Annotated in this window: 23 protein-coding genes; 21 read left to right on the top strand and 2 right to left on the bottom strand. The window is 42.3% G+C overall.

Translation table 11 applies throughout. The annotated features are described in order from the left end of the window. Positions 1–75: 75 nt before the first annotated feature. From O3626_RS04195 to greA, 7 genes are all read left to right on the top strand, one after another. Complete coding sequence (locus O3626_RS04195) at positions 76–3,174, top strand: SNF2-related protein (protein ID WP_371495466.1); 3,099 nt, start codon at positions 76–78, stop codon at positions 3,172–3,174. A 55-nt stretch (positions 3,175–3,229) separates the two neighbouring features. Beyond that, entirely contained in the window at positions 3,230–3,880 is a 651-nt protein-coding gene (locus O3626_RS04190) for a cystathionine gamma-synthase (protein ID WP_371495464.1), read from the top strand. Between the two features lie 9 nt (positions 3,881–3,889). Further along, positions 3,890–5,224 (top strand): UDP-N-acetylmuramate--L-alanine ligase, encoded by a 1,335-nt coding sequence (murC, locus tag O3626_RS04185; RefSeq protein WP_371495462.1) that lies wholly within the window; start codon positions 3,890–3,892, stop codon positions 5,222–5,224. 81 nt (positions 5,225–5,305) lie between these two features. Beyond that, positions 5,306–5,722, top strand: a complete 417-nt coding sequence (locus tag O3626_RS04180) for a GNAT family N-acetyltransferase (protein ID WP_371495460.1) — start codon at positions 5,306–5,308, stop codon at positions 5,720–5,722. A gap of 12 nt (positions 5,723–5,734) precedes the next feature. Beyond that, on the top strand, positions 5,735–6,244 hold the full coding sequence (locus tag O3626_RS04175) for a GNAT family N-acetyltransferase (RefSeq protein ID WP_205617838.1): 510 nt from the start codon (positions 5,735–5,737) through the stop codon (positions 6,242–6,244). A 71-nt stretch (positions 6,245–6,315) separates the two neighbouring features. Then, positions 6,316–7,833: an endolytic transglycosylase MltG gene (gene mltG / locus O3626_RS04170; protein ID WP_371495458.1), complete on the top strand. Its 1,518-nt coding sequence runs from the start codon at positions 6,316–6,318 to the stop codon at positions 7,831–7,833. A gap of 57 nt (positions 7,834–7,890) precedes the next feature. After that, on the top strand, positions 7,891–8,373 hold the full coding sequence (gene greA, locus O3626_RS04165) for a transcription elongation factor GreA (RefSeq protein WP_013904027.1): 483 nt from the start codon (positions 7,891–7,893) through the stop codon (positions 8,371–8,373). Between the two features lie 155 nt (positions 8,374–8,528). Here the strand turns inward: greA and yidC are convergent, their stop codons facing one another. Both yidC and O3626_RS04155 read right to left on the bottom strand, forming a co-directional pair. Next, positions 8,529–9,446, bottom strand: a complete 918-nt coding sequence (gene yidC, locus O3626_RS04160; protein WP_013904026.1) for a membrane protein insertase YidC — start codon at positions 9,444–9,446, stop codon at positions 8,529–8,531. A gap of 77 nt (positions 9,447–9,523) precedes the next feature. Then, positions 9,524–9,802, bottom strand: coding sequence for an acylphosphatase (locus O3626_RS04155; protein WP_303471590.1), 279 nt, complete (start codon positions 9,800–9,802; stop codon positions 9,524–9,526). Between the two features lie 73 nt (positions 9,803–9,875). On the opposite strand from O3626_RS04155, the gene O3626_RS04150 reads away from it, so the two are divergent. The 14 genes from O3626_RS04150 (at position 9,876) to yidD (ending at position 19,319) form a co-directional block, all read left to right on the top strand. Then, positions 9,876–10,622 (top strand): TrmH family RNA methyltransferase, encoded by a 747-nt coding sequence (locus tag O3626_RS04150; RefSeq protein ID WP_371495455.1) that lies wholly within the window; start codon positions 9,876–9,878, stop codon positions 10,620–10,622. Positions 10,623–10,704: 82 nt separating this feature from the next. After that, positions 10,705–11,196, top strand: coding sequence for an HD domain-containing protein (locus tag O3626_RS04145; protein ID WP_013904023.1), 492 nt, complete (start codon positions 10,705–10,707; stop codon positions 11,194–11,196). 28 nt (positions 11,197–11,224) lie between these two features. Beyond that, a complete protein-coding gene (locus O3626_RS04140) occupies positions 11,225–11,911 on the top strand; it encodes a Bax inhibitor-1/YccA family protein (RefSeq protein ID WP_003008369.1) in 687 nt (228 codons plus the stop codon). A gap of 95 nt (positions 11,912–12,006) precedes the next feature. Then, complete coding sequence (locus tag O3626_RS04135; RefSeq protein WP_371495453.1) at positions 12,007–13,257, top strand: diaminopimelate decarboxylase; 1,251 nt, start codon at positions 12,007–12,009, stop codon at positions 13,255–13,257. Positions 13,258–13,312: 55 nt separating this feature from the next. Continuing rightward, positions 13,313–13,558 carry a YneF family protein gene (locus O3626_RS04130; protein WP_013904022.1) on the top strand — a complete coding sequence of 82 codons (246 nt, stop codon included), beginning with the start codon at positions 13,313–13,315 and terminating at the stop codon, positions 13,556–13,558. 77 nt (positions 13,559–13,635) lie between these two features. Further along, positions 13,636–14,430 carry a glutamate racemase gene (gene racE, locus O3626_RS04125; RefSeq protein ID WP_049472068.1) on the top strand — a complete coding sequence of 265 codons (795 nt, stop codon included), beginning with the start codon at positions 13,636–13,638 and terminating at the stop codon, positions 14,428–14,430. Then, positions 14,427–15,404 carry a nucleoside-triphosphate diphosphatase gene (locus O3626_RS04120; RefSeq protein WP_201036737.1) on the top strand — a complete coding sequence of 326 codons (978 nt, stop codon included), beginning with the start codon at positions 14,427–14,429 and terminating at the stop codon, positions 15,402–15,404. The genes racE and O3626_RS04120 overlap by 4 nt, the downstream gene beginning before the upstream one ends. After that, entirely contained in the window at positions 15,380–15,901 is a 522-nt protein-coding gene (locus tag O3626_RS04115) for a metallophosphoesterase (RefSeq protein ID WP_371495450.1), read from the top strand. The genes O3626_RS04120 and O3626_RS04115 overlap by 25 nt, the downstream gene beginning before the upstream one ends. Next, the gene (gene cbpB, locus O3626_RS04110; RefSeq protein WP_013904018.1) at positions 15,898–16,359 is read left to right on the top strand and encodes a cyclic-di-AMP-binding protein CbpB; all 462 of its coding nucleotides are present in this window, start codon (positions 15,898–15,900) and stop codon (positions 16,357–16,359) included. The genes O3626_RS04115 and cbpB overlap by 4 nt, the downstream gene beginning before the upstream one ends. Further along, entirely contained in the window at positions 16,356–17,087 is a 732-nt protein-coding gene (xerD, locus tag O3626_RS04105; protein ID WP_013904017.1) for a site-specific tyrosine recombinase XerD, read from the top strand. Before cbpB ends, xerD begins: the two co-directional genes overlap by 4 nt. After that, positions 17,087–17,806, top strand: a complete 720-nt coding sequence (locus O3626_RS04100) for a segregation/condensation protein A (protein ID WP_013904016.1) — start codon at positions 17,087–17,089, stop codon at positions 17,804–17,806. Before xerD ends, O3626_RS04100 begins: the two co-directional genes overlap by 1 nt. Further along, on the top strand, positions 17,790–18,359 hold the full coding sequence (gene scpB, locus O3626_RS04095; protein WP_013904015.1) for an SMC-Scp complex subunit ScpB: 570 nt from the start codon (positions 17,790–17,792) through the stop codon (positions 18,357–18,359). The genes O3626_RS04100 and scpB overlap by 17 nt, the downstream gene beginning before the upstream one ends. Beyond that, complete coding sequence (locus O3626_RS04090) at positions 18,349–19,080, top strand: pseudouridine synthase (protein WP_371495447.1); 732 nt, start codon at positions 18,349–18,351, stop codon at positions 19,078–19,080. Before scpB ends, O3626_RS04090 begins: the two co-directional genes overlap by 11 nt. Continuing rightward, complete coding sequence (yidD, locus tag O3626_RS04085; protein WP_013904013.1) at positions 19,077–19,319, top strand: membrane protein insertion efficiency factor YidD; 243 nt, start codon at positions 19,077–19,079, stop codon at positions 19,317–19,319. The genes O3626_RS04090 and yidD overlap by 4 nt, the downstream gene beginning before the upstream one ends. Positions 19,320–19,341 lie beyond the last annotated feature (22 nt).

Below are 19,341 nucleotides of genomic sequence, written 5' to 3'. Positions count from 1 at the left end.
ATCAGTTTTATCGAATTAATTTTAACTATACTTTGAAATATGGTATAATAAAGGGATTAATCTAAGGTGGTAAAGATGGCAAAATTAATTCCTGGGAAGGTTCGTTCACAAGGGAGCCTTCTCTATGAAGCTGGGAAAGTTTCCCTTCAGGAAGTAAAAGAAAAATACCTGTATTTTCGGGTGGAAGAAGAAAGCTTGCGTTACAGTTTGGATGACGATGCCGTTTTTTGTAGCTGTGCTTTCTTTCAAAAGAAAAAATTCTGTACACATCTGGCAGCTGTAGAAGCTTATCTGAAGAATGATGACAGTGGGAAAGCAGCTCTTGCAAATCTTGAAGAAGATGCCACTGCGACAGAGGAAACTCAGGAGAAGGTCTCTTTTGGAAGTTTGTTTTTAGACCAGGTCCTTCCAAAAATCGAAAAGAAAGAAACCCGCTATGTCTTATCAGCCGTTGGGCAGGAGGATGAATACTCTGGTCAATTCTTGTGGACCCTGCGCATTCGTCGCTTGCCAGACGAACGTTCTTATGTGATTAGAGATGTGCTAGCTTTTTTGCAGACCCTTCAGAAAGAAGGCCACTTTGCAATTGGCAAAAGTTATTATGAACCTATTTCTTACTTAGAATTTGATGGGCCTAGTCAGGATGTGATCAATTTCCTACAGGGCTTGGTCACAGATAGTGGATCGAAAGAGCAAGATTTCTTTCCAAATGCTGGGCGCCATCTTTATTTTTCACCTACTCTTTTTGAAGAAGCTGTAGAATTACTGATGAATTTGGATTCTTTCCTCTTGCAATACAGCATGTATGATTTTTCTGAAGTCTATTTTCAGGATGTCCATGGAGAGGAAGATCTCTTTCATTTTCAGGTAGAAGACCATGGTGATTTTTACGAATTGATCATTACGGAGCCACAGGTGAAGGTTGTTGAGTCTGCTGTTTACCTGTTTCGAAATGGTGTCTTCTATCACCTGACGCCCCAACAGCGGACCTTATGGAGGGCCATCCAAGATCTTCCAATGGATCAGGATCGCAAAAAACGCCTGCATTTTGATCCAACGGACCAGACCAAACTTTCCTATAGTTTAAAAGAGTTTAAAAAACTGGGGCAAATAACAGCACCGACCAGCTTTTTAATCCACGATTTCACTCCAGAATTTCATTTTGATCTAGCACAGGACCAGACTGTTTTACTAGATGTGGTTTTCCAATACCAGGATCGTGTGGTAACCACACGTGAGGAGCTCCTTAACCTTCCTTATTCCAGTGATTTCGATAAGGAGCAAGAAGTCTTTTCAACCATGCTAGCAGCAGGGTTTACGGATGATTTTTCTTCTCAAAGAAGTCCTTTATCAAGCGAGCAAATCTATCCATTCTTTCACCAACAGATCCCGACTTTCGAAGCCTTAGGGGAGGTCATCCTCTCTGATAGCCTTTTAGATCTTTATCAAGTGGAACGTCCAAAAATTGATGTGAAAACCAATGGCAGTCTACTGGAGATTGGTTTTGACTTTGAGAGTGTAGATCCAGCTGAAGTGGACCAGGTCCTCAAAGCACTGGTAGGGCAAGAAGACTATTTTGTCAGTCATACAGGGAAAGTTCTTGTCTTTGATGAAGAAACCAAGAAGATCAGTCGCGCTTTAGCAGATCTGCGCGCTAAGATGAGTAAGGGTGGGAAACTACAAACCCGCCGGATTGCTGCTTATCAGCTATCTGATTTGTTGGCAGATCAAGACAATGTTCATTTTTCAGAAGAATTTCGAAATTTAGCTCATGATCTGACTCATCCAGAAGATTATCACCTCCCTCAGATGACAATCCATGCGACCCTAAGGGATTACCAAGAAACAGGGGTCAAATGGTTCTCCATGCTAGATCATTATGGTTTTGGTGGTATTTTAGCGGATGATATGGGGCTTGGGAAAACCCTACAGACCATTTCCTTTTTGACCAATGTTGCAAAAAAAGAAACTAAAATCTTGATTCTAGCTCCGTCTAGTCTCATCTACAACTGGAAACAAGAATTTTCAAAATTTGCTCCTCAGATGGAAGTGGCAGTCGTTTACGGCCTCAAGCAACATCGCGATGAACTTATCGCAACCAATCCTCAGGTAGTCATTACGAGTTACGCCTCTTTCCGTCAGGATGTGGAGGAATACCAGAAAAATCAATATGAATACCTAATTTTAGATGAAGCTCAGGTCATGAAAAATGCCCAAACCAAGATTGCTCAACACTTACGTGGAGTTGAGGTGCCGCATATATTTGCTCTATCTGGGACACCGATTGAGAACCATGTGGGAGAGCTTTGGTCCATTTTCCAAATTGTTCTTCCTGGTCTGTTTCCAGCTAAAAAAGAATTTCAAAAGTTGAGTCCTGAGACCATTGCGCGATTTGTCAAACCTTTTGTCCTGAGACGGAAAAAAGATGAAGTACTCCAAGAATTACCGGACTTGATTGAAACAACCTATCACAATGAGCTGGACGAAAGCCAAAAAACGATCTATTTAGCCCAATTAAAGCAAATTCAAGATCGGGTTCGAAGTTCTAGTGAGGAAGAATTAAATCGGAGTAAAGTTGAAATTCTCTCAGGTCTCATGCGCCTTCGTCAAATCTGTGATACTCCAGCCCTCTTTATGGAAGACTATCAAGGAGATAGTGGGAAATTGGAGAGCCTTCGAGATCTTTTGGGTCAAATCAAGGATGGTGACCATCGAGTTTTGATTTTCTCCCAATTCAGAGGAATGTTGGATATCCTAGAGCAAGAGATTGATCAGCTCGGCATGACTTCCTTTAAAATCACAGGTTCCACCCCGGCTAAAGATCGTCAAGAAATGACCAATGCCTTTAATGCGGGAGAGCGCCATGCTTTTCTCATTTCTTTGAAGGCCGGAGGAGTCGGATTGAACCTCACTGGAGCCGATACTGTCATCTTAGTCGATTTGTGGTGGAATCCTGCAGTGGAAGACCAGGCTATTGGCCGTGCCCATCGAATGGGTCAGGAACAAAATGTTGAGGTTTACCGCATGATCACCCGTGGAACGATTGAAGAAAAAATCCAGGAACTCCAAGCATCTAAAAGACACTTAGTCTCAACGATTCTAGATGGAACGGAAACACGATCTAGTTTATCTGTTGAGGAAATTCGTGAGATTCTTGGAATTCAATCAGAATAGCTTGAAAAATTCTGTGAATAGTTTATAATTAAAGGAGTGTCGAAAGGAAGAAAGCATGACAGAAAAATATTTTCCTCAAGTAGGGGATAATGAGTTGATGTTAACAGAGATGCCCCACATGAACCTGTATGATGATACAGACTTGATTAGTAACATTACAGGCGATTATGTAGATAAAAATTATTTGGAATGGCAACCAATTGCTGAAAATACCAAACCCAAGCATCCCTATCATCAACCACTAGAAGAGCCCCTACCGAAAAGACGGCCAGCAAGAAAACCTGATTTTAAAGAACCGATTGATAAAAAAAGTCCTGCCAATCGTTATGCAGAGGAAGCTAGAGAGCGTGCGCGTGAAGATTTGAAAAAGAAACGTACAGCTCCCTACCTGACTACAGAGCCAGTGGCTACCACAAGTAAGCGGAAAAAAACGTTTATTTCAGAACGAAAACCTGGCCAGCCAACAGCTCCTTTCCAAAAGGAAAATCCAGGTGAACTGTTAAAATATAGCAAACGATTGCGACAAGATCAGTTGATCCTTGCTGAGTTCGAATCTGCAGGGGAACCAGAAGTGGCTGAACCTACTGAAAAGAAAAACAATTATGATTTCTTAAAGACCAGCCAAATATACAATAAAGATCAGCACAAGTTGAAACCACAGCCGATCAAGCAAGAATTGGATTTAACCCATCTAGATCAAGAGTAAGGAGAAAACATGTCTAACACATACCATTTTATTGGAATTAAAGGAGCAGGGATGAGTGCTTTAGCTCTCATGCTTCACCAAATGGGACATACAGTTCAGGGGTCAGATGTTGAAAAGTATTACTTTACGCAACGTGGCTTGGAACAAGCAGGAATTAAAATTTATCCATTTGATGTGAAAAATTTAGAAGGCGACAAAATCCTCATTGCTGGGAATGCTTTCCGTCCTGATAATAATGTGGAAATCGCTTATGCAGATGAGCGCGGCCTAACCTATAAACGCTACCATGAATTTCTTGCTGAATTTATGCGTGACTTTGTCAGTATGGGGGTTGCCGGAGCACACGGAAAAACCTCAACAACAGGGATGCTTTCTCACGTCTTATCAAATATCACCGATACCAGTTATTTGATTGGTGATGGGACAGGTCGTGGCTCTGCAGCAGCCAAATACTTCGTATTTGAATCAGATGAGTATGAACGCCACTTTATGCCTTACCATCCTGAATACAGCATCATCACCAATATTGACTTCGACCATCCAGATTATTTCACAAGTTTAGAAGATGTCTTTAATGCCTTTAACGATTATGCTAAACAAATCAGTAAGGGACTTTTCATCTACGGGGAAGACAAAGAATTGCGTCGGATTAGCTCGCCTGCACCAATTTATTACTATGGTTTTGACAAAGAGAATAATGATTTTGTAGCAAGCAATTTGCTTCGTTCAACGACTGGGTCAACCTTCAATGTTCATTTCCGTGGAGAAGACTTGGGGCAATTCCATATCCCAACTTTTGGTCGCCACAACATCATGAATGCTACAGCAGTCATTGGCTTGCTTCATATTGCAGGATTTGACTTAAATTTGGTCCGCGAGCATTTGAAGACTTTTGCTGGAGTGAAACGCCGTTTTACTGAAAAAGTGGTCAACGGAACAGTGATCATCGATGACTTTGCGCATCATCCAACAGAAATTATTGCTACCTTGGATGCGGCCCGTCAAAAATATCCAAGTAAAGAAATCGTAGCCATTTTCCAACCACATACCTTTACACGGACCATTGCCTTGTTAGATGAATTTGCTGAAGCGTTGAATCAAGCAGATGCTGTTTACTTGGCACAGATCTATGGCTCTGCGCGTGAAGTTGATCACGGCGATGTGAAAGTTGAAGATTTGGAAGCAAAAATTGTCAAACGTTCAGCGATTATTACAGCTGAGAATGTTTCTCCTCTTCTTGACCATGACAATGCAGTCTATGTCTTTATGGGGGCAGGAGATATTCAAACCTATGAATACTCATTTGAGCGTTTATTATCTAGTTTGACACATAGTGTACAATAAGAGATGATTGAGTCTGGAATCGATTGGTTCCAGACTCAAATTTATCTGTCCACTGAAGGAGTATGAGATGAGGAAAGCAGGATGGTGATTCGATCAATCACCCCAGCTGATCAAGAACAGCTGGGCTTGCTAGAAGAAGAACTTCATGAGAATGAAGGAAAGGAGCACAGGGCCACTCTTGAGGAAGCGCTAGGTTCGAAGGAAGCCATTTCTTTGCTTGCAGAGCAGGTGGGGGATGCTGTGGCCTACTTGTTGGCGACAGAAGACCAGCATGTAAAAGGAGACCTAATCGTATTGCGATTAGCAGTGAGGCCAGCCTTTCAAGGTCAAGGCTATGGCTCTATTTTGATCGCGGCTTTAAAGGATCTAGCTGTTCAAAAGGAAAAGAAGGCCATTGGGATCGATTGCCCAGAAGACTTGCTATCTTATTTTTCCCAGCAAGGATTTCGAGATGAAGCTGAGTCTGATCGAGGTGTTTGTATGGTTTGGGAGCGATAGTAGGGGTAAATGATGAAAGAAAAGATTCACATTAGACAGGCAGAGCTGCAGGATTTGGATGCGATCGAGCGCATTGAGCTTGAGAATTTCTCAGAAGAAGAAGCGATTGCGCGTGAGATTTTAAAAGATCACATTGAAAAGATTCAAGCGACTTTTCTTGTAGCAGAGTGCCAAGGTCAGATTTTAGGGTATTTAGAAGGACCTGTTAGACCGGAGCGCTATTTAATCGATTCCTCTTTTTCAGAGGTTGAAGATCTAAGCCAGTTAGAAAAGGGCTTTATTTCCATTACGAGTCTATCCATTGCTAAAGAAGCCCAAGGACTTGGAGTAGGAACCCTTTTGCTTGAAGCGATGAAAGAGATCGCGATTAAGGAGGACTGTCAAGGGATCAATTTGACCTGTCATGATTATTTGATTCCTTATTACGAAAAGCAAGGATTTACCAATGAAGGTCTTTCAGAATCCCAATATGCGGGTGAGGTTTGGTACAATCTGGTCTGGGAAAATGAAAACCTTGATTAAATAGGTATTTTGAAGAAGAAGGGCGATTTGTATTGCTTTTCTAAATCTTTTAAGATATAATATTAAGGATTATGATGAGGGAGGTCAATTATTTGACTGATAAATCACAAGACAGTGAGAAGTTATTAAGCTTCAAAGAGCAGATCCTCAGAGACTTAGAAGAGGCCAATGAGCAGCTTTTAAAGATCGAAAAAGAGTATGATCTACCTGATCGAAGCATTGAAACCCCTTCTTCACTGAAAGAGGAGGAAGAAGCAACACCACCTCCAAAAGTAGAAGAATCTGCGTTGGCTCCCAAAGAAGAACCAGTGGAGCCGGTAAAGGCGACTCCTGCTGTGGAAGAAAAGAGTGAGCTTACAAAGCCTGCTAAAAAAGGACCAACTCAGGAACCGGTAGAGGAAAGCTTATCGCGCTCTTCTCGTAACCAGCGCCAACAAAAACAAAAGAAACAAAATAAAATCGCTAAGCGAATTGTGCGGACAGTGGTCAGCCTTTTGCTGATTGTGATCGTGGCTACAGGGATCTTTGCAGCGACCTATATCCATTCAGCTGTCAAGCCAATGGATAAAAATGCAACAGAATTCGTGACGGTTGAGATTCCAGCGGGTTCAAGTAATCGTGAGATTGGCGCGATCCTTGAGAAAAAAGGACTCGTGAAAAATGGTCAGTTCTTTAACTACTATACCAAGTTCAAGAACTATAGCAATTTCAAATCCGGTTATTTCAACCTTCAAAAGAGCATGGATTTAGAAACCATCATCCAAAAACTGCAGGAAGAGGGGACCAAAACTCCTCAGGCTCCAGTTCTTGGAAAGGTGACGATTCCAGAAGGCTATACGATCGATCAGATTGCGACGGCTATCACAGCAGATGTCTCTAGTAAGAAGGCAGGAAAGACTCCATTTAAGAAAGAAGATTTCTTGAAGGCTGTCCAAGATGATGCCTTTATTGAGAAGATGGTGGCCAAATATCCTAAGCTCTTGGCTAACCTGCCAAGTAAGGATTCTGGTGTTCGCTATCGTTTGGAAGGTTATCTTTTCCCAGCAACTTATAACTATGGGAAAGATACCACAGTGAAAGAAATGATCGATCAGATGCTGGCGGCCATGGATCAAAACTTAACCCCGTATTATGAAACACTTGAGAGCAAGAACATCAATGTAAACGAAGTATTGACCCTTGCTTCCTTGGTTGAAAAAGAAGGGGCGACGGATCAAGACCGCAAAGACATCGCAAGTGTCTTCTATAACCGCCTGAACCAAGACATGCCTTTGCAAAGTAATATTGCAATTCTTTATGCCGAAGGGAAGCTTGGTCAAAAGACGACCTTGAAAGAAGATGCAACGATCGATACAGAGCTGGATTCACCTTATAATATTTATAAGAATACCGGTTTGATGCCTGGTCCAGTGGATAACCCTGGAGTATCAGCGATCGAAGCGGCGGTGAACCCAAGCAAGACAGACTACTTGTATTTTGTCGCAAATGTCGAAAATGGTGAAGTCTTCTTCGCTAAGACATACGAAGAACACAATAAAAATGTAGAAGAACACGTCAATAGTAAATTGACACAAGCAAGTTCAAACTAGAAAAAGCATGTGGCGCGTCCACAGCTTTTTCATTCAAATAATAGAAAGAGAAGAATAATGGCAGAAAAAACATACCCAATGACCCTAGCAGAAAAAGAAAAATTAGAACTAGAATTAGAAGAATTGAAATTGGTCCGTCGACCTGAAGTGGTAGAACGGATCAAGATCGCTCGCTCATACGGTGACCTCTCAGAAAACTCTGAGTACGAAGCAGCAAAAGATGAACAAGCTTTTGTGGAAGGTCAAATCTCAAGCTTGGAAACAAAAATCCGCTATGCTGAAATCGTCGATAGCGATGCAGTTGCTGTAGACGAAGTAGCGATCGGAAAAACCGTTACAGTCCAAGAAGTTGGCGAAACAGATGAAGAAGTATACAGCATCGTAGGTTCAGCAGGAGCAGATGCCTTTGCAGGGAAGATCTCGAACGAAAGCCCAATCGGTCACGCTTTGATTGGTAAAAAAACAGGTGATGTGGTCACTGTTGAAACACCAGCTGGAAGCTACCAAGTGAAAATTTTGAACGTAGAAAAAACAGCGTAAATATAAAGAGCAGGCTCTCTTAGAGGGCCTGTTTTTTGTGCTCTTAATCTTTTTATGAGAGTGAAAATTCTTTGCTGACTGTACGATATCAAAAAAAGCACTTGAACCCAAGGTTCAAGTGCTGCTCTATTTTCGCTAGAATTTAGAAGTTTGTACTACTTTCTATTGCGTTGTTTTCCTGCATTGCGGTTGTTTTTTGGTTTGTGTTGAATTTGTGTCGTTGCAGTTGGTGTAACGTCTTTTTTCACACGGTGACTAGTCGCTTTTGGAGGATTGTTTTTGTATTCCTCAGCGACCCGCTTGCGAAGATTTGGACGAATCAAGTAGTTAATGACAAATTGTTGGATAATTTGGATCACCCCACCGACTACCCAGTAAAGAGTCACTCCGGCTGAAGAGATCAATGAGAAGACACCGATCATAATCGGGCTCATCAGTGATGCTTTACGCATACTTTCCTTTTGGGTTTCATCTTCAATCCCATGAAGAGAGAGCATACTTTGGATATAGTAGAGAACCGCTACGATAGCTGTCAAGAGCAAGCTTGGTTTTCCAAGAGCAATACCAAGGAAACTACTTTCTGCTACCCCTTTGGTGTGCTGAGCTGCAAAGAAGAGGGCAGAGAAGAATGGCATTTGGATCAAGAGTGGTAAACACCCAACTCCACCAAACATGCTAACCCCATTTTCACGTTGAGCAGCCATTAATTCTTGTTGTGCCAATAGCTTTTCTTCTTGTGTGCTAGCGTTTTTCATGCGCTCTTGGATTGGGCCAAGGATGGGTTTTAAGTAGTTCATCTTTTCAGATTGGTAGGTTGCCTTCCATGATTGGTACAAACCAAGTGGCAAGATGATTAAACGCACGATCAAGGTGACGATAATAATCCCGATCCCAAAGCCCAAGCCAAGGTTATTAGCAAAGAATTTGATGGCTTCGCCCATTGGACGGCCAAGAAGATTCCAAATCAATCCAGTTGGATTTCCAGTTTTCCGATCGACACTCACGCATCCTGATAAGAAGACGAGCGAAGCTAGTCCCATCGATGCCAATAATGCAAGTTTATTTTTTTTCACAAATCGTTCCTTCTTTTTTAAAATGTTACCTTTCTATTCTACTGTTTTTTTTGAAAATACACAATAGTTCTCTAGTCTTAATTTGAAATTTTGAAGTCCTTATAGTTTTCAAAGTTTGCGAGCGTAACATCCAAATAAGTCACATGCGCAAACGGCGTAGGACCTTTGCGTATTTCTTGGATGAATTTGGCCATTTGACTGCTAGACTCTGCCTGAGCTAGAATACCAACCGTCCCATCGTCATTATTCCAGACACGGCCAGTGATCCCACCAATCTCCAAGGCAAGACTGTAGACTCCCCAGCGAAAACCAACTCCTTGAACCCGTCCTTGGGCAATCATTTTTACCTTTTGCATGTGCATCCTCCTTGAGTCGAAGAAATCTATCTGAGGCATGATTTCTTCTTTTTCTTTGTGCTATAATAGGTCTATGAATATTATAACGTCTAAATCCAATAATGTAATCAAAAATGCTAAAAAATTACATCAAAAAAAATATCGGACAGATTCCTATCTCATTGAAGGTTGGCATCTTTTTGAAGAGGCAGTAGAAAATCAGGCGATCATTCGTCAGGTCTTTGTTTTAGAAGCCTATTTAGACCGCGTAGAGAATATCCAAAACGTCACTGTCGTGACTTCGGAGATCTTGAGTCTCTTGGCTGATTCGAAGACCCCTCAAGGAATTGTCGCAGAGATTCTTCTAGAGCAGCCAGAACTTCCAGATCCGTTACAAGGTCGTTACCTCTATTTGGAAGATGTCCAAGATCCAGGTAATGTGGGAACCATGATTCGAACAGCAGATGCAGCCGGCTTTGATGGTGTCATGCTTTCGAAAGCATCCGCAGATCTATACAGTCTCAAGACTCTTCGATCCATGCAGGGCAGTCATTTCCATCTTCCTATCTGGAAAATGGACCGAGAAGAACTGTTTGAACGAGCTAGTCAATCCAATCTAGCGGTCCTCGCAACGACGCTATCAGAAGCTTCCATCGATTACCGTCAGCTCCCTCAGATTGATCAATTGATTTTGGTAATGGGCAATGAAGGCAAGGGCATCAGTCCAGAAATGGCTACACGAGCCGACCAGCTTGTTCATATTACCATGCCGGGTCGGGCTGAGAGTTTGAATGTTGCAGTAGCTGCTGGAATTTTGATGTTTCATTTAAGGAATTTTTGAGAAAAAGCAGTATACTTAAGTTGAAAAAAGAAATTGGTGGAAATCTTATTGGGAGAGCCTATCAAGGAAAGGTAGTGATCTGATGCAATATCATCGTGACAAAGAATACATGACCTATGTGGGACAGTTGATCCAGCACCCTAAGGTTCAAAAATTAGCCGACATCCCCCATCATATTCATTCCAATCGTTTGGAGCATTCCATTCATGTTAGCTATACTAGTTATAAACTGGCTAAAAAATTTGGCTGGGATGCTAAAAGTACGGCTCGGGGCGGCCTCTTGCATGACCTCTTTTACTATGATTGGCGCGAGACCAAGTTTACCAAGAGTCACGCCTGGATTCATCCACGCATTGCCGTGAGAAATGCGCGAAAGATTACAGATCTTAATGCTAAGGAAGAAGATATCATCATTAAACACATGTGGGGGGCTACCCTTGCTCCGCCTCGCTACAAAGAATCCTTCGTGGTGACCATGGTGGATAAATACTGGGCTGTTAAGGAAGCTTCAGAACCTTGGCGTAAAAAGATGGCCAAAAGGAGATTTTTTCATCGAAAAATGTTAAAATCATAGTAAACAAATTTGAAAGGAACTTGTTTATATGTATAATGATTCAGTAATCCAAGAACAAAGTGGATTGAATGCTTTTTATAACAAAATCTATTCATTAGTAGGAATTGGTGTTGGGATTTCAGCCCTTGTGTCTGGCCTGATGATGACGGTCTTTCAAGACTTCTTCGTTCAAATCTTGACAACAGCACCAATGGTTTACTACGCAGCAGTTGTTGTAGAATTGATCTTGGTCTTTGTTGCCAGTGGGAAGGCTGTTAAAAATAGCCCGTCTGCTCTTCCGATCTTCTTGATCTACTCAGCTTTGAATGGCTTTACCTTGAGCTTTATCATTGCTCGCTACATGCAAGCGACGGTTTATAAGGCTTTCTTGGTCAGTGCCTTGATGTTTATTGTCATGGGTGCTATCGGACGCGTCGTGAAAAAAGACCTTTCTGGAATGGGACGTGCCTTGATGGGAGTCTTGATCGGTGTGATCATCGCTTCTGTTGTGAACATGTTCTTGAGAAGTTCTGGCATGGATTATATCTTGAGTATTATCTCTGTCTTCCTCTTTGCAGGATTGACAGCTTGGGATAACCAAAAAATCCGCTATGTCTATGATCAAACCAATGGTCAACCTGCGACAGGCTGGGCAGTGGCCATGGCTTTGGAACTGTATCTTGACTTTATCAACCTCTTTATCAGCCTTCTTCGTATCTTCGGAAGAAACGACTAATCAAAGAGAGATTGAGCTGGGGCAATAGCCTCGGCTTTTTTTGTCTTCCGACTTGTGCTATACTTATAGTGACTACAGAATAGAAATGAGTACTTATGAAAATACCTTTTGTAACCCGTGAACAATTAGAAAGCCTGACCCAAGAATTTCCTACCCCTTTTCATCTCTATGATGAAGCAGGAATTCGTGAAACGGCTCGTGCCCTCCATCGAGCTTTTGCTTGGAATGAAGGATTTAAAGAATACTTTGCCATCAAGGCGACTCCGAACCCATCGATCCTAAAAATTTTGCAAGAAGAGGGCTGTGGAGTTGATACTGCCAGCTACGTCGAATTGTTAATGGCAGATAAACTTGGCTTTAGTGGAAAAGAGATCATGTTTTCTTCTAACAACACGCCAGCTGATGAATTTGTCTATGCTAGAGAATTAGGGGCAACTATCAATCTGGATGCCTATGAAGACATTGCTTTCTTGAAGTCTGTGACCAGCATCCCCAAGGTTATTTCATGTCGCTATAATCCTGGTGGAGTCTTTGAACTGGGAACCGATATTATGGACAATCCTGAAGAAGCCAAGTTTGGAATGACCAAGGAGCAATTGATCCAAGCCTTTATCGAGTTGAAAGAACTAGGTGTGGAAGAGTTTGGCATTCACGCTTTATTAGCTTCTAATACTGTATCCAACGATTACTATCCAGAGCTAGCGCGTCAACTTTTTGAATTGGCAGTCGAAGTCGTCGAGAAAACAGGTGTTCACTTGGGCTTCATCAACCTCTCTGGTGGAGTTGGGGTCAATTACAAGCCAGAGCAAGAACCAAATGATATTGCCATTATTGGGGAAGGCGTGCACCGCGTTTTTGATTCGATTCTCAAACCGGCAGGACTTGGCCATGTGAAAATCTATACCGAACTTGGTCGCTTTATGCTAGCTTCACACGGTCTTTTGGTAACCAGAGTGACGCATAAAAAGAAAACCTACCGGACCTATGTGGGCGTCGATGCTTCAGCGGTGAATCTTCTTAGACCGGCTATGTACGGTGCTTATCACCATATCACCAATATGGATCGTCCAGAGGAACCGACTGAAGTGGTCGATGTCGTGGGAAGTCTCTGTGAAAATAACGATAAATTTGCCAAACAACGTGAATTACCAGTGACGGAGATTGGAGATTTGCTCGTGATCCATGATACCGGAGCCCATGGATTTTCAATGGGGTATCAGTACAATGCCAAATTGCGTTCTGCAGAAGTTTTGCTTCAAGAAGATGGGCAGGCCCGTTTGATTCGTCGAGCAGAAAAACCAGAAGATTATCTTGCGACACTCTACGGCTTTGACATTGAAAAATAAGCGATTGTCTGATATAATGATAGTTATGTAAAAATAATGGATCGGAGAAAATTGTATGAATCTCTTTTTAGGAATTTTGTTGATTATTTTGGCTTTCTTTGGTGGGATGGTTGCAGGAATGTTCTTGCTTCGTCGTCAATTTGAAAAAGAATTTGCATCAAATCCACGTTTGAATGTTGAAGCAGTCCGCACACTTTTAGGTGCGAGTGGCCAACGTCCAAGCGAAGCAAAAGTTCAACAAGTCTATCGCCAAATTGTGACTCAACAAAAATCAGCAATGGCGAAAAACAAGAAAAAATAAGAGTGGGGCAATCTCACGATAATAAATGAGAGGGGCTTGGAGGAATTTCTTAGTCCCTCCTTTTGGAAGGAAGAGATATGGATAACCGACCGATTGGTTTTTTAGATTCTGGAGTAGGGGGCTTGACTGTTGTCCGCGAATTGCTCCGTCAGCTTCCTCACGAAGATGTCGTCTATATTGGAGATTCAGCACGTGCACCTTATGGTCCTAGACCAGCAGACCAAATTCGCGAGTATACTTGGCAGATGGTGAACTTTCTTCTGACCAAAAATGTCAAGATGATTGTTTTAGCTTGTAATACAGCGACTGCAGTGGTTTGGGAAGAAGTCAAGGAAAAACTTGATATTCCTGTTTTGGGAGTGATTTTGCCCGGAGCTTCTGCAGCCATTAAATCAACGACCCATCAAAAAATTGGGGTGATTGGGACACCGATGACGGTTTCTTCTGGAATTTATAAAGAGAAGATTCAAAGTCTGGCACCAGATATGAAAGTCACCAGTTTAGCTTGTCCCAAGTTTGTTCCTTTAGTGGAATCAAACGAATTGGCATCCAGTGTGACCAAAAAGGTGGTTTACGAAACCCTAAAACCACTAGTTGGAAAGGTTGATACCTTAGTCTTGGGATGTACCCATTATCCTCTGTTAAAACCGATTATTCAAAATGTGATGGGACCGGATGTCAAATTGATTGATAGTGGAGCGGAGTGTGTTCGGGATATTTCCGTCTTATTAAACTATTTTGAGCTCAATAAGAGCCGCGAACTCTTAGAGAAGACCCACCGCTTTTATACCACTGCAAATGCCAATAGCTTTGCAGCGATTGCCGAAAAATGGCTAGAACGTTCAGTGAATGTGGAGCACGTAAATTTATGAGTGACAAACTATTTGAATACAAAGATTCCCAAGATTGGTATATTGCCCAATGGGGAGAAGATGCAGACTACAACCAATTTAGTCAAGTTCCTGCGGAAGCTTCCACTCTGTTAGATCAGCTGGAACTTCTCTTTGCCAAGGATCCTGGAGGATTTCCTCTCAATCTATCGGTGATGCGCTATGGATCAGCCTTTCGTTTCCTAACCTTTTTGACGGAAATCTTGAATGAAGTCAAGGGAAGATCTTTTGAAATTATCCAGCGTCAAGGAGCCTTACTCTTGGTTGAAAAAGGGAAATTGCTCTATTTGCATTTGCCAAGTGATGGGCTGGATTTGGAAGCCTTCTTGGGTCAAGACAAGGTCAAAGATACGATTCTTATTGCAACTCGAAATGAGGGAAAAACCAAAGAATTCCGTAATATGTTTGAAAAGCTAGGCTTTGAAGTGGAAAACCTCAATCAGTATCCAGAGCTTCCAGAAGTCGAAGAAACAGGGATGACCTTTGAGGAGAATGCCCGCCTAAAAGCTGAAACCATCGCAGAGCTAACTGGGAAAACAGTCTTAGCGGATGATTCAGGTTTGAAGGTAGATATCTTAGGAGGCTTACCAGGGGTTTGGTCAGCTCGCTTTGCTGGAGTAGGTGCGACAGATGCGGAAAACAATGCGAAATTGTTGCATGAATTGGCCATGGTTTTTGACTTGAAAGACCGTTCAGCCCAGTTCCATACAACCTTGGTGGTTGCAAGACCGGGCAAGGAAAGCTTAGTCGTTGAGGCTGATTGGCCAGGGTATATTAATTTTGAACCTAAGGGTGAAAACGGGTTTGGCTATGATCCACTCTTCTTAGTTGGGGAAACGGGCCGTGCTGCCGCTGAATTAACACTTGAAGAAAAAAATACACAATCGCATCGTGCTTTAGCTGTTAAAAAGTTATTGGAGGTATTTCCATCATGGCAAAGCAAACAATCATCGTGATGAGTGACTCGCATGGAGACCGCTCCGTTGTTGAAGCTATTAAAGAAAAATACCTAGGCCAGGTCGATGGGATCTTTCACAATGGGGATTCTGAGCTAAAAAGTGACGATCCTGTCTGGGAAGGGATCCACGTTGTCCAAGGAAATATGGATTTTTATGAGGGCTATCCAGAACGCTTGGTGACCCAACTAGGGCCAACACGGATCATCCAGACCCATGGGCATCTCTTCCAGATCAATTTTAGTTTTCAAAAATTGGATCTGTGGGCCCAAGAGGAAGAAGCAGATATCTGTCTTTACGGCCACCTTCATATCCCAGATGCTTGGAAGGAAGGAAGAACCCTCTTTGTGAATCCTGGATCGATCAGTCAACCACGCGGTCTGATTCGAGAGTGTCTCTATGCTAAAATTGAGATAGATGATTCTCATTACAAGGTAGAGTACTACACGAGAGACCATGTATTGTATCCTGAATTGACAAAGGAGTTTAGCAGATGATAGCAAAGGAATTTGAACGTTTCTTGCTGGCGCAGGAAGAGACGTTCTTAACTCCAGCCAAAAATTTAGCGGTCTTGATTGATAACCACAATGTAGACCATGCTGTCTTGTTGTTGAGCCAGATTAGCTATAGTCGTATTCCGGTAGTGACGGATGAACGCAAGTTTGTGGGGACGATCTCCCTAACGGATATTCTATCTTATCAATTGAAACACGAGATTCCTGAGGAGACTTTTGCCTCGATGGATATCGTAGACGTTGCAAAAAAAGAGGTCGGGGTCATCGGCTTAGACTTCAATTTGACAGAAGTCCTGCACAAGTTGGTGGATGACTCCTTCCTTTCGGTGGTGGATGAAGAAGGCTATTTCCAAGGGATTATTACACGGAAATCGATTCTTAAAGCCATCAATTCGCTAATGCATGGTTTTTCAAATGAATACGAGATGATTCCAAAATGAAAGAATTTATTGCAAGTTTTATTGATCAAAAAGAATTAAGTGAAAATTCTCAGTCTGCCTATTTTTATGATTTGGACCAATTTATTGAGTCGATCCATGGAAAAGTGACACCGACAAATTTGAGAATTTACCAAGCTTCGATTAAAGATTTTAAACCGGCGGTTCAAAAACGAAAATTATCCGCCGTCAACCAATTTTTATATTATTTGTATCAAGAACGCTTTATTTCTGAATACCATCGTTTGGTCTTGCCTAAAATTCAACCGGCCAAGACCCATGATCGGGAATTGTTGGATCTGACCCATTTTTGGGAAGAATCAACTAACCCACAGGGACGCTTGATGGCCTTGTTGATTCTGGAGATGGGCTTGTTGCCAAGTGAGATCCTCCAAGTCAAAGTCGAAGATATTCAGCTGGACTTTCATGTCATTCGAGTGGGCAAAGATGGCCAAAAACGGGTTTTAAAGGTTCCAGAGCCGTTACTGGATGAATTGCAACTCTTCCTAGATGGTATTTATCTCTTTGATAATAAAGGAAAATGCTACTCCCGTCAGTGGGGATTCCGACAATTAGAAGCCTTCTTGATCGAAAAAGGGAATCAAGACCTTTCGGCGCAATCGATTCGTGAGCAATATATTTTGAAACAACGTGAACTCGGTGTGGATCTCTTTAGTATTGCGCGTGAATTGGGCCTAAAAACCATGGTGACATTAGAAAAATATAAATAATGGATATTAAAATTAAAGATTTTGAAGGGCCTTTGGACCTCTTGCTCCACTTGGTCTCTAAATACCAGATGGATATTTATGAGGTCCCCTTGATTGAGGTGATCGAACAGTATCTGGCTTATCTGGCGACTCTCCAGGCGATGAAACTAGAGGTAGCAGGGGAATACATGCTGATGGCTAGTCAACTAACCTTGATCAAGAGTCGAAGACTTCTTCCTAAGGTTGCAGAGGAGATGGATGAAGCAGAGGATCTCGAGCAGGACCTCCTTTCTCAATTGGAAGAGTACCGTACTTACAAGCAATTAGGAGAGTTGATGGCCTCACAGCACGAGGAGCGCGCCCTCTATTATTCAAAACCCAAGATGGAATTGGTCTACGACGATACGGAATTGCTTCACGATCGTACAACGGTGGATCTTTTCTTGGCTTTCTCAAAACTATTGACCAAGAAAAAAGAAGAATTCCGTCAGAACCATACGACCATTGTAAAGGATGAATACAAGATTGAGGATCTGATGGACCAGCTGCGTCACCGATTCCACGATCGCTCACAAGTTCTCTTGCAGGACTTGTTTCTAGAAGCAACGGATCTCCAAGAGGTCATTACTCTATTTCTTGCAACCCTTGAATTGATCAAGATTCAAGAAGTAACGGTGATCCAGGATAGGGCTTTTGGAGAAATTTACTTAAATAGGATTGAACATGAGCAAATTAGCTGAAATTGAAGCACTCTTATTTGTAGCAGGTGAAGAAGGAATTACTGCCAGACAAATCGCAGACCTTCTCTCTTTACCTCCGACAGGTGTGGTGCAAAGTTTAGAAAAATTAAGCAAAAAATACCAGGAGGACACAGATACCAGTCTGTGTTTGATGGAGACAGCTTCCCGTTATAAATTGGTGACAAAGGCAGACTACGCTTCAGTTTTACGAGACTATTCTAGAACGCCCATGAATCAAAGTTTGTCTCGGGCTGCCCTCGAAACCTTATCAATCATTGCTTATAAGCAACCAATCACCCGTGTGGAGGTCGATGATATTCGGGGTGTCAATTCCAGCGGTGCCATTACCAAACTACTGTCATTTGATCTGATCCGAGAGGATGGGAAAAAAGAAGTCCTCGGGCGTCCCAATTTGTATGTCACGACGGAGTATTTTTTGGATTATATGGGAATCAATCATTTGGAGGAATTACCAAAGGTTGAGGAAGTGGACATTGATCCAGAGGAAGGTCAATTATTTTCAGAGAGAACAGAGGAACTAGATGAGAATTAACAAATATATTGCCCATGCAGGCGTGGCTAGTCGTCGCAAGGCCGAAGAACTGATCAAGCAAGGCTTGGTTACAGTAAATGGCCAAGTTGTGCGTGAATTAGCGACTATTATTAAGACCGGTGATCAGGTTGAAGTAGAAGGCACTCCAATCTACAACGAAGAAAAGGTCTACTATCTTTTAAATAAGCCACGTGGCGTCATCTCTAGTGTATCTGATGATAAAGGGCGGACAACAGTCGTTGACCTTTTATCTCAAGTGCCAGAGCGTATCTACCCAGTGGGACGTTTGGACTGGGATACATCTGGTGTCTTGATTTTGACCAATGATGGTGATTTTACAGATGAGATGATTCACCCACGTAATGAGATTGATAAGGTCTATGTGGCGCGTGTCAAAGGGATTGCCAATAAGGAAAATTTGCGTCCCTTGACACGAGGGGTGACCATTGATGGCAAGAAAACCAAGCCAGCGACTTACGAGATCTTAAAAGTGGATGTTGAAAAGAACCGTTCAGTGGTTCAGTTGACCATTCATGAAGGGCGCAACCACCAGGTCAAAAAGATGTTTGAAGCTGTAGGACTTTTAGTGGACAAACTCTCCCGAACCCAGTTTGGAAACCTAGATGTCTCAGGACTTCGTCCGGGTGAATACCGTCGCTTGAACAAAAAAGAAATTAGCCAGTTGCACGATCTAGCAGTGACTAAATCTAAAAAATCATGAAAAAAATCCTGATTGCTATGGTCAGAGGCTATCAAAAATGGATCTCTCCCATATTTCCGCCTTCTTGTCGCTTTCAACCGACCTGTTCCAATTATATGATCCAAGCGATTGAACGCTTTGGTGTGAAAGGTGTCTTGATGGGGGTTGCGAGAATCTTGCGATGCCATCCTGGTACCCAAGCGGGACCAGACCCTCTGCCAGACCACTTTAGTCTGAGACGAAATGAAGAATCAAAGTAGGACGATCACAAATAAACAGAAA

This window comes from Streptococcus sp. 20925_1_77 (assembly GCF_041432125.1).
Taxonomy (GTDB): domain Bacteria; phylum Bacillota; class Bacilli; order Lactobacillales; family Streptococcaceae; genus Streptococcus.
The sequence above is the reverse complement of the archived record's forward strand: the minus strand, read 5'-3'. Positions and strand labels throughout refer to the sequence as shown.

What these genes read in the sequence shown, in the direction of transcription:
- mltG (WP_371495458.1), top strand. Translation starts at nt 6,316, where the DNA reads ATGATGAGGGAGGTCAATTATTTGACTGATAAATCACAAGACAGTGAG.
- O3626_RS04155 (WP_303471590.1), bottom strand. Translation starts at nt 9,802, where the DNA reads ATGCAAAAGGTAAAAATGATTGCCCAAGGACGGGTTCAAGGAGTTGGT.
- O3626_RS04145 (WP_013904023.1), top strand. Translation starts at nt 10,705, where the DNA reads ATGCAATATCATCGTGACAAAGAATACATGACCTATGTGGGACAGTTG.
- O3626_RS04175 (WP_205617838.1), top strand. Translation starts at nt 5,735, where the DNA reads ATGAAAGAAAAGATTCACATTAGACAGGCAGAGCTGCAGGATTTGGAT.
- racE (WP_049472068.1), top strand. Translation starts at nt 13,636, where the DNA reads ATGGATAACCGACCGATTGGTTTTTTAGATTCTGGAGTAGGGGGCTTG.
- O3626_RS04100 (WP_013904016.1), top strand. Translation starts at nt 17,087, where the DNA reads ATGGATATTAAAATTAAAGATTTTGAAGGGCCTTTGGACCTCTTGCTC.
- O3626_RS04150 (WP_371495455.1), top strand. Translation starts at nt 9,876, where the DNA reads ATGAATATTATAACGTCTAAATCCAATAATGTAATCAAAAATGCTAAA.
- greA (WP_013904027.1), top strand. Translation starts at nt 7,891, where the DNA reads ATGGCAGAAAAAACATACCCAATGACCCTAGCAGAAAAAGAAAAATTA.
- yidD (WP_013904013.1), top strand. Translation starts at nt 19,077, where the DNA reads ATGAAAAAAATCCTGATTGCTATGGTCAGAGGCTATCAAAAATGGATC.
- O3626_RS04180 (WP_371495460.1), top strand. Translation starts at nt 5,306, where the DNA reads ATGGTGATTCGATCAATCACCCCAGCTGATCAAGAACAGCTGGGCTTG.
- xerD (WP_013904017.1), top strand. Translation starts at nt 16,356, where the DNA reads ATGAAAGAATTTATTGCAAGTTTTATTGATCAAAAAGAATTAAGTGAA.
- O3626_RS04140 (WP_003008369.1), top strand. Translation starts at nt 11,225, where the DNA reads ATGTATAATGATTCAGTAATCCAAGAACAAAGTGGATTGAATGCTTTT.
- O3626_RS04130 (WP_013904022.1), top strand. Translation starts at nt 13,313, where the DNA reads ATGAATCTCTTTTTAGGAATTTTGTTGATTATTTTGGCTTTCTTTGGT.
- cbpB (WP_013904018.1), top strand. Translation starts at nt 15,898, where the DNA reads ATGATAGCAAAGGAATTTGAACGTTTCTTGCTGGCGCAGGAAGAGACG.
- murC (WP_371495462.1), top strand. Translation starts at nt 3,890, where the DNA reads ATGTCTAACACATACCATTTTATTGGAATTAAAGGAGCAGGGATGAGT.
- O3626_RS04135 (WP_371495453.1), top strand. Translation starts at nt 12,007, where the DNA reads ATGAAAATACCTTTTGTAACCCGTGAACAATTAGAAAGCCTGACCCAA.
- O3626_RS04120 (WP_201036737.1), top strand. Translation starts at nt 14,427, where the DNA reads ATGAGTGACAAACTATTTGAATACAAAGATTCCCAAGATTGGTATATT.
- O3626_RS04195 (WP_371495466.1), top strand. Translation starts at nt 76, where the DNA reads ATGGCAAAATTAATTCCTGGGAAGGTTCGTTCACAAGGGAGCCTTCTC.
- O3626_RS04090 (WP_371495447.1), top strand. Translation starts at nt 18,349, where the DNA reads ATGAGAATTAACAAATATATTGCCCATGCAGGCGTGGCTAGTCGTCGC.
- O3626_RS04190 (WP_371495464.1), top strand. Translation starts at nt 3,230, where the DNA reads ATGACAGAAAAATATTTTCCTCAAGTAGGGGATAATGAGTTGATGTTA.
- O3626_RS04115 (WP_371495450.1), top strand. Translation starts at nt 15,380, where the DNA reads ATGGCAAAGCAAACAATCATCGTGATGAGTGACTCGCATGGAGACCGC.
- scpB (WP_013904015.1), top strand. Translation starts at nt 17,790, where the DNA reads ATGAGCAAATTAGCTGAAATTGAAGCACTCTTATTTGTAGCAGGTGAA.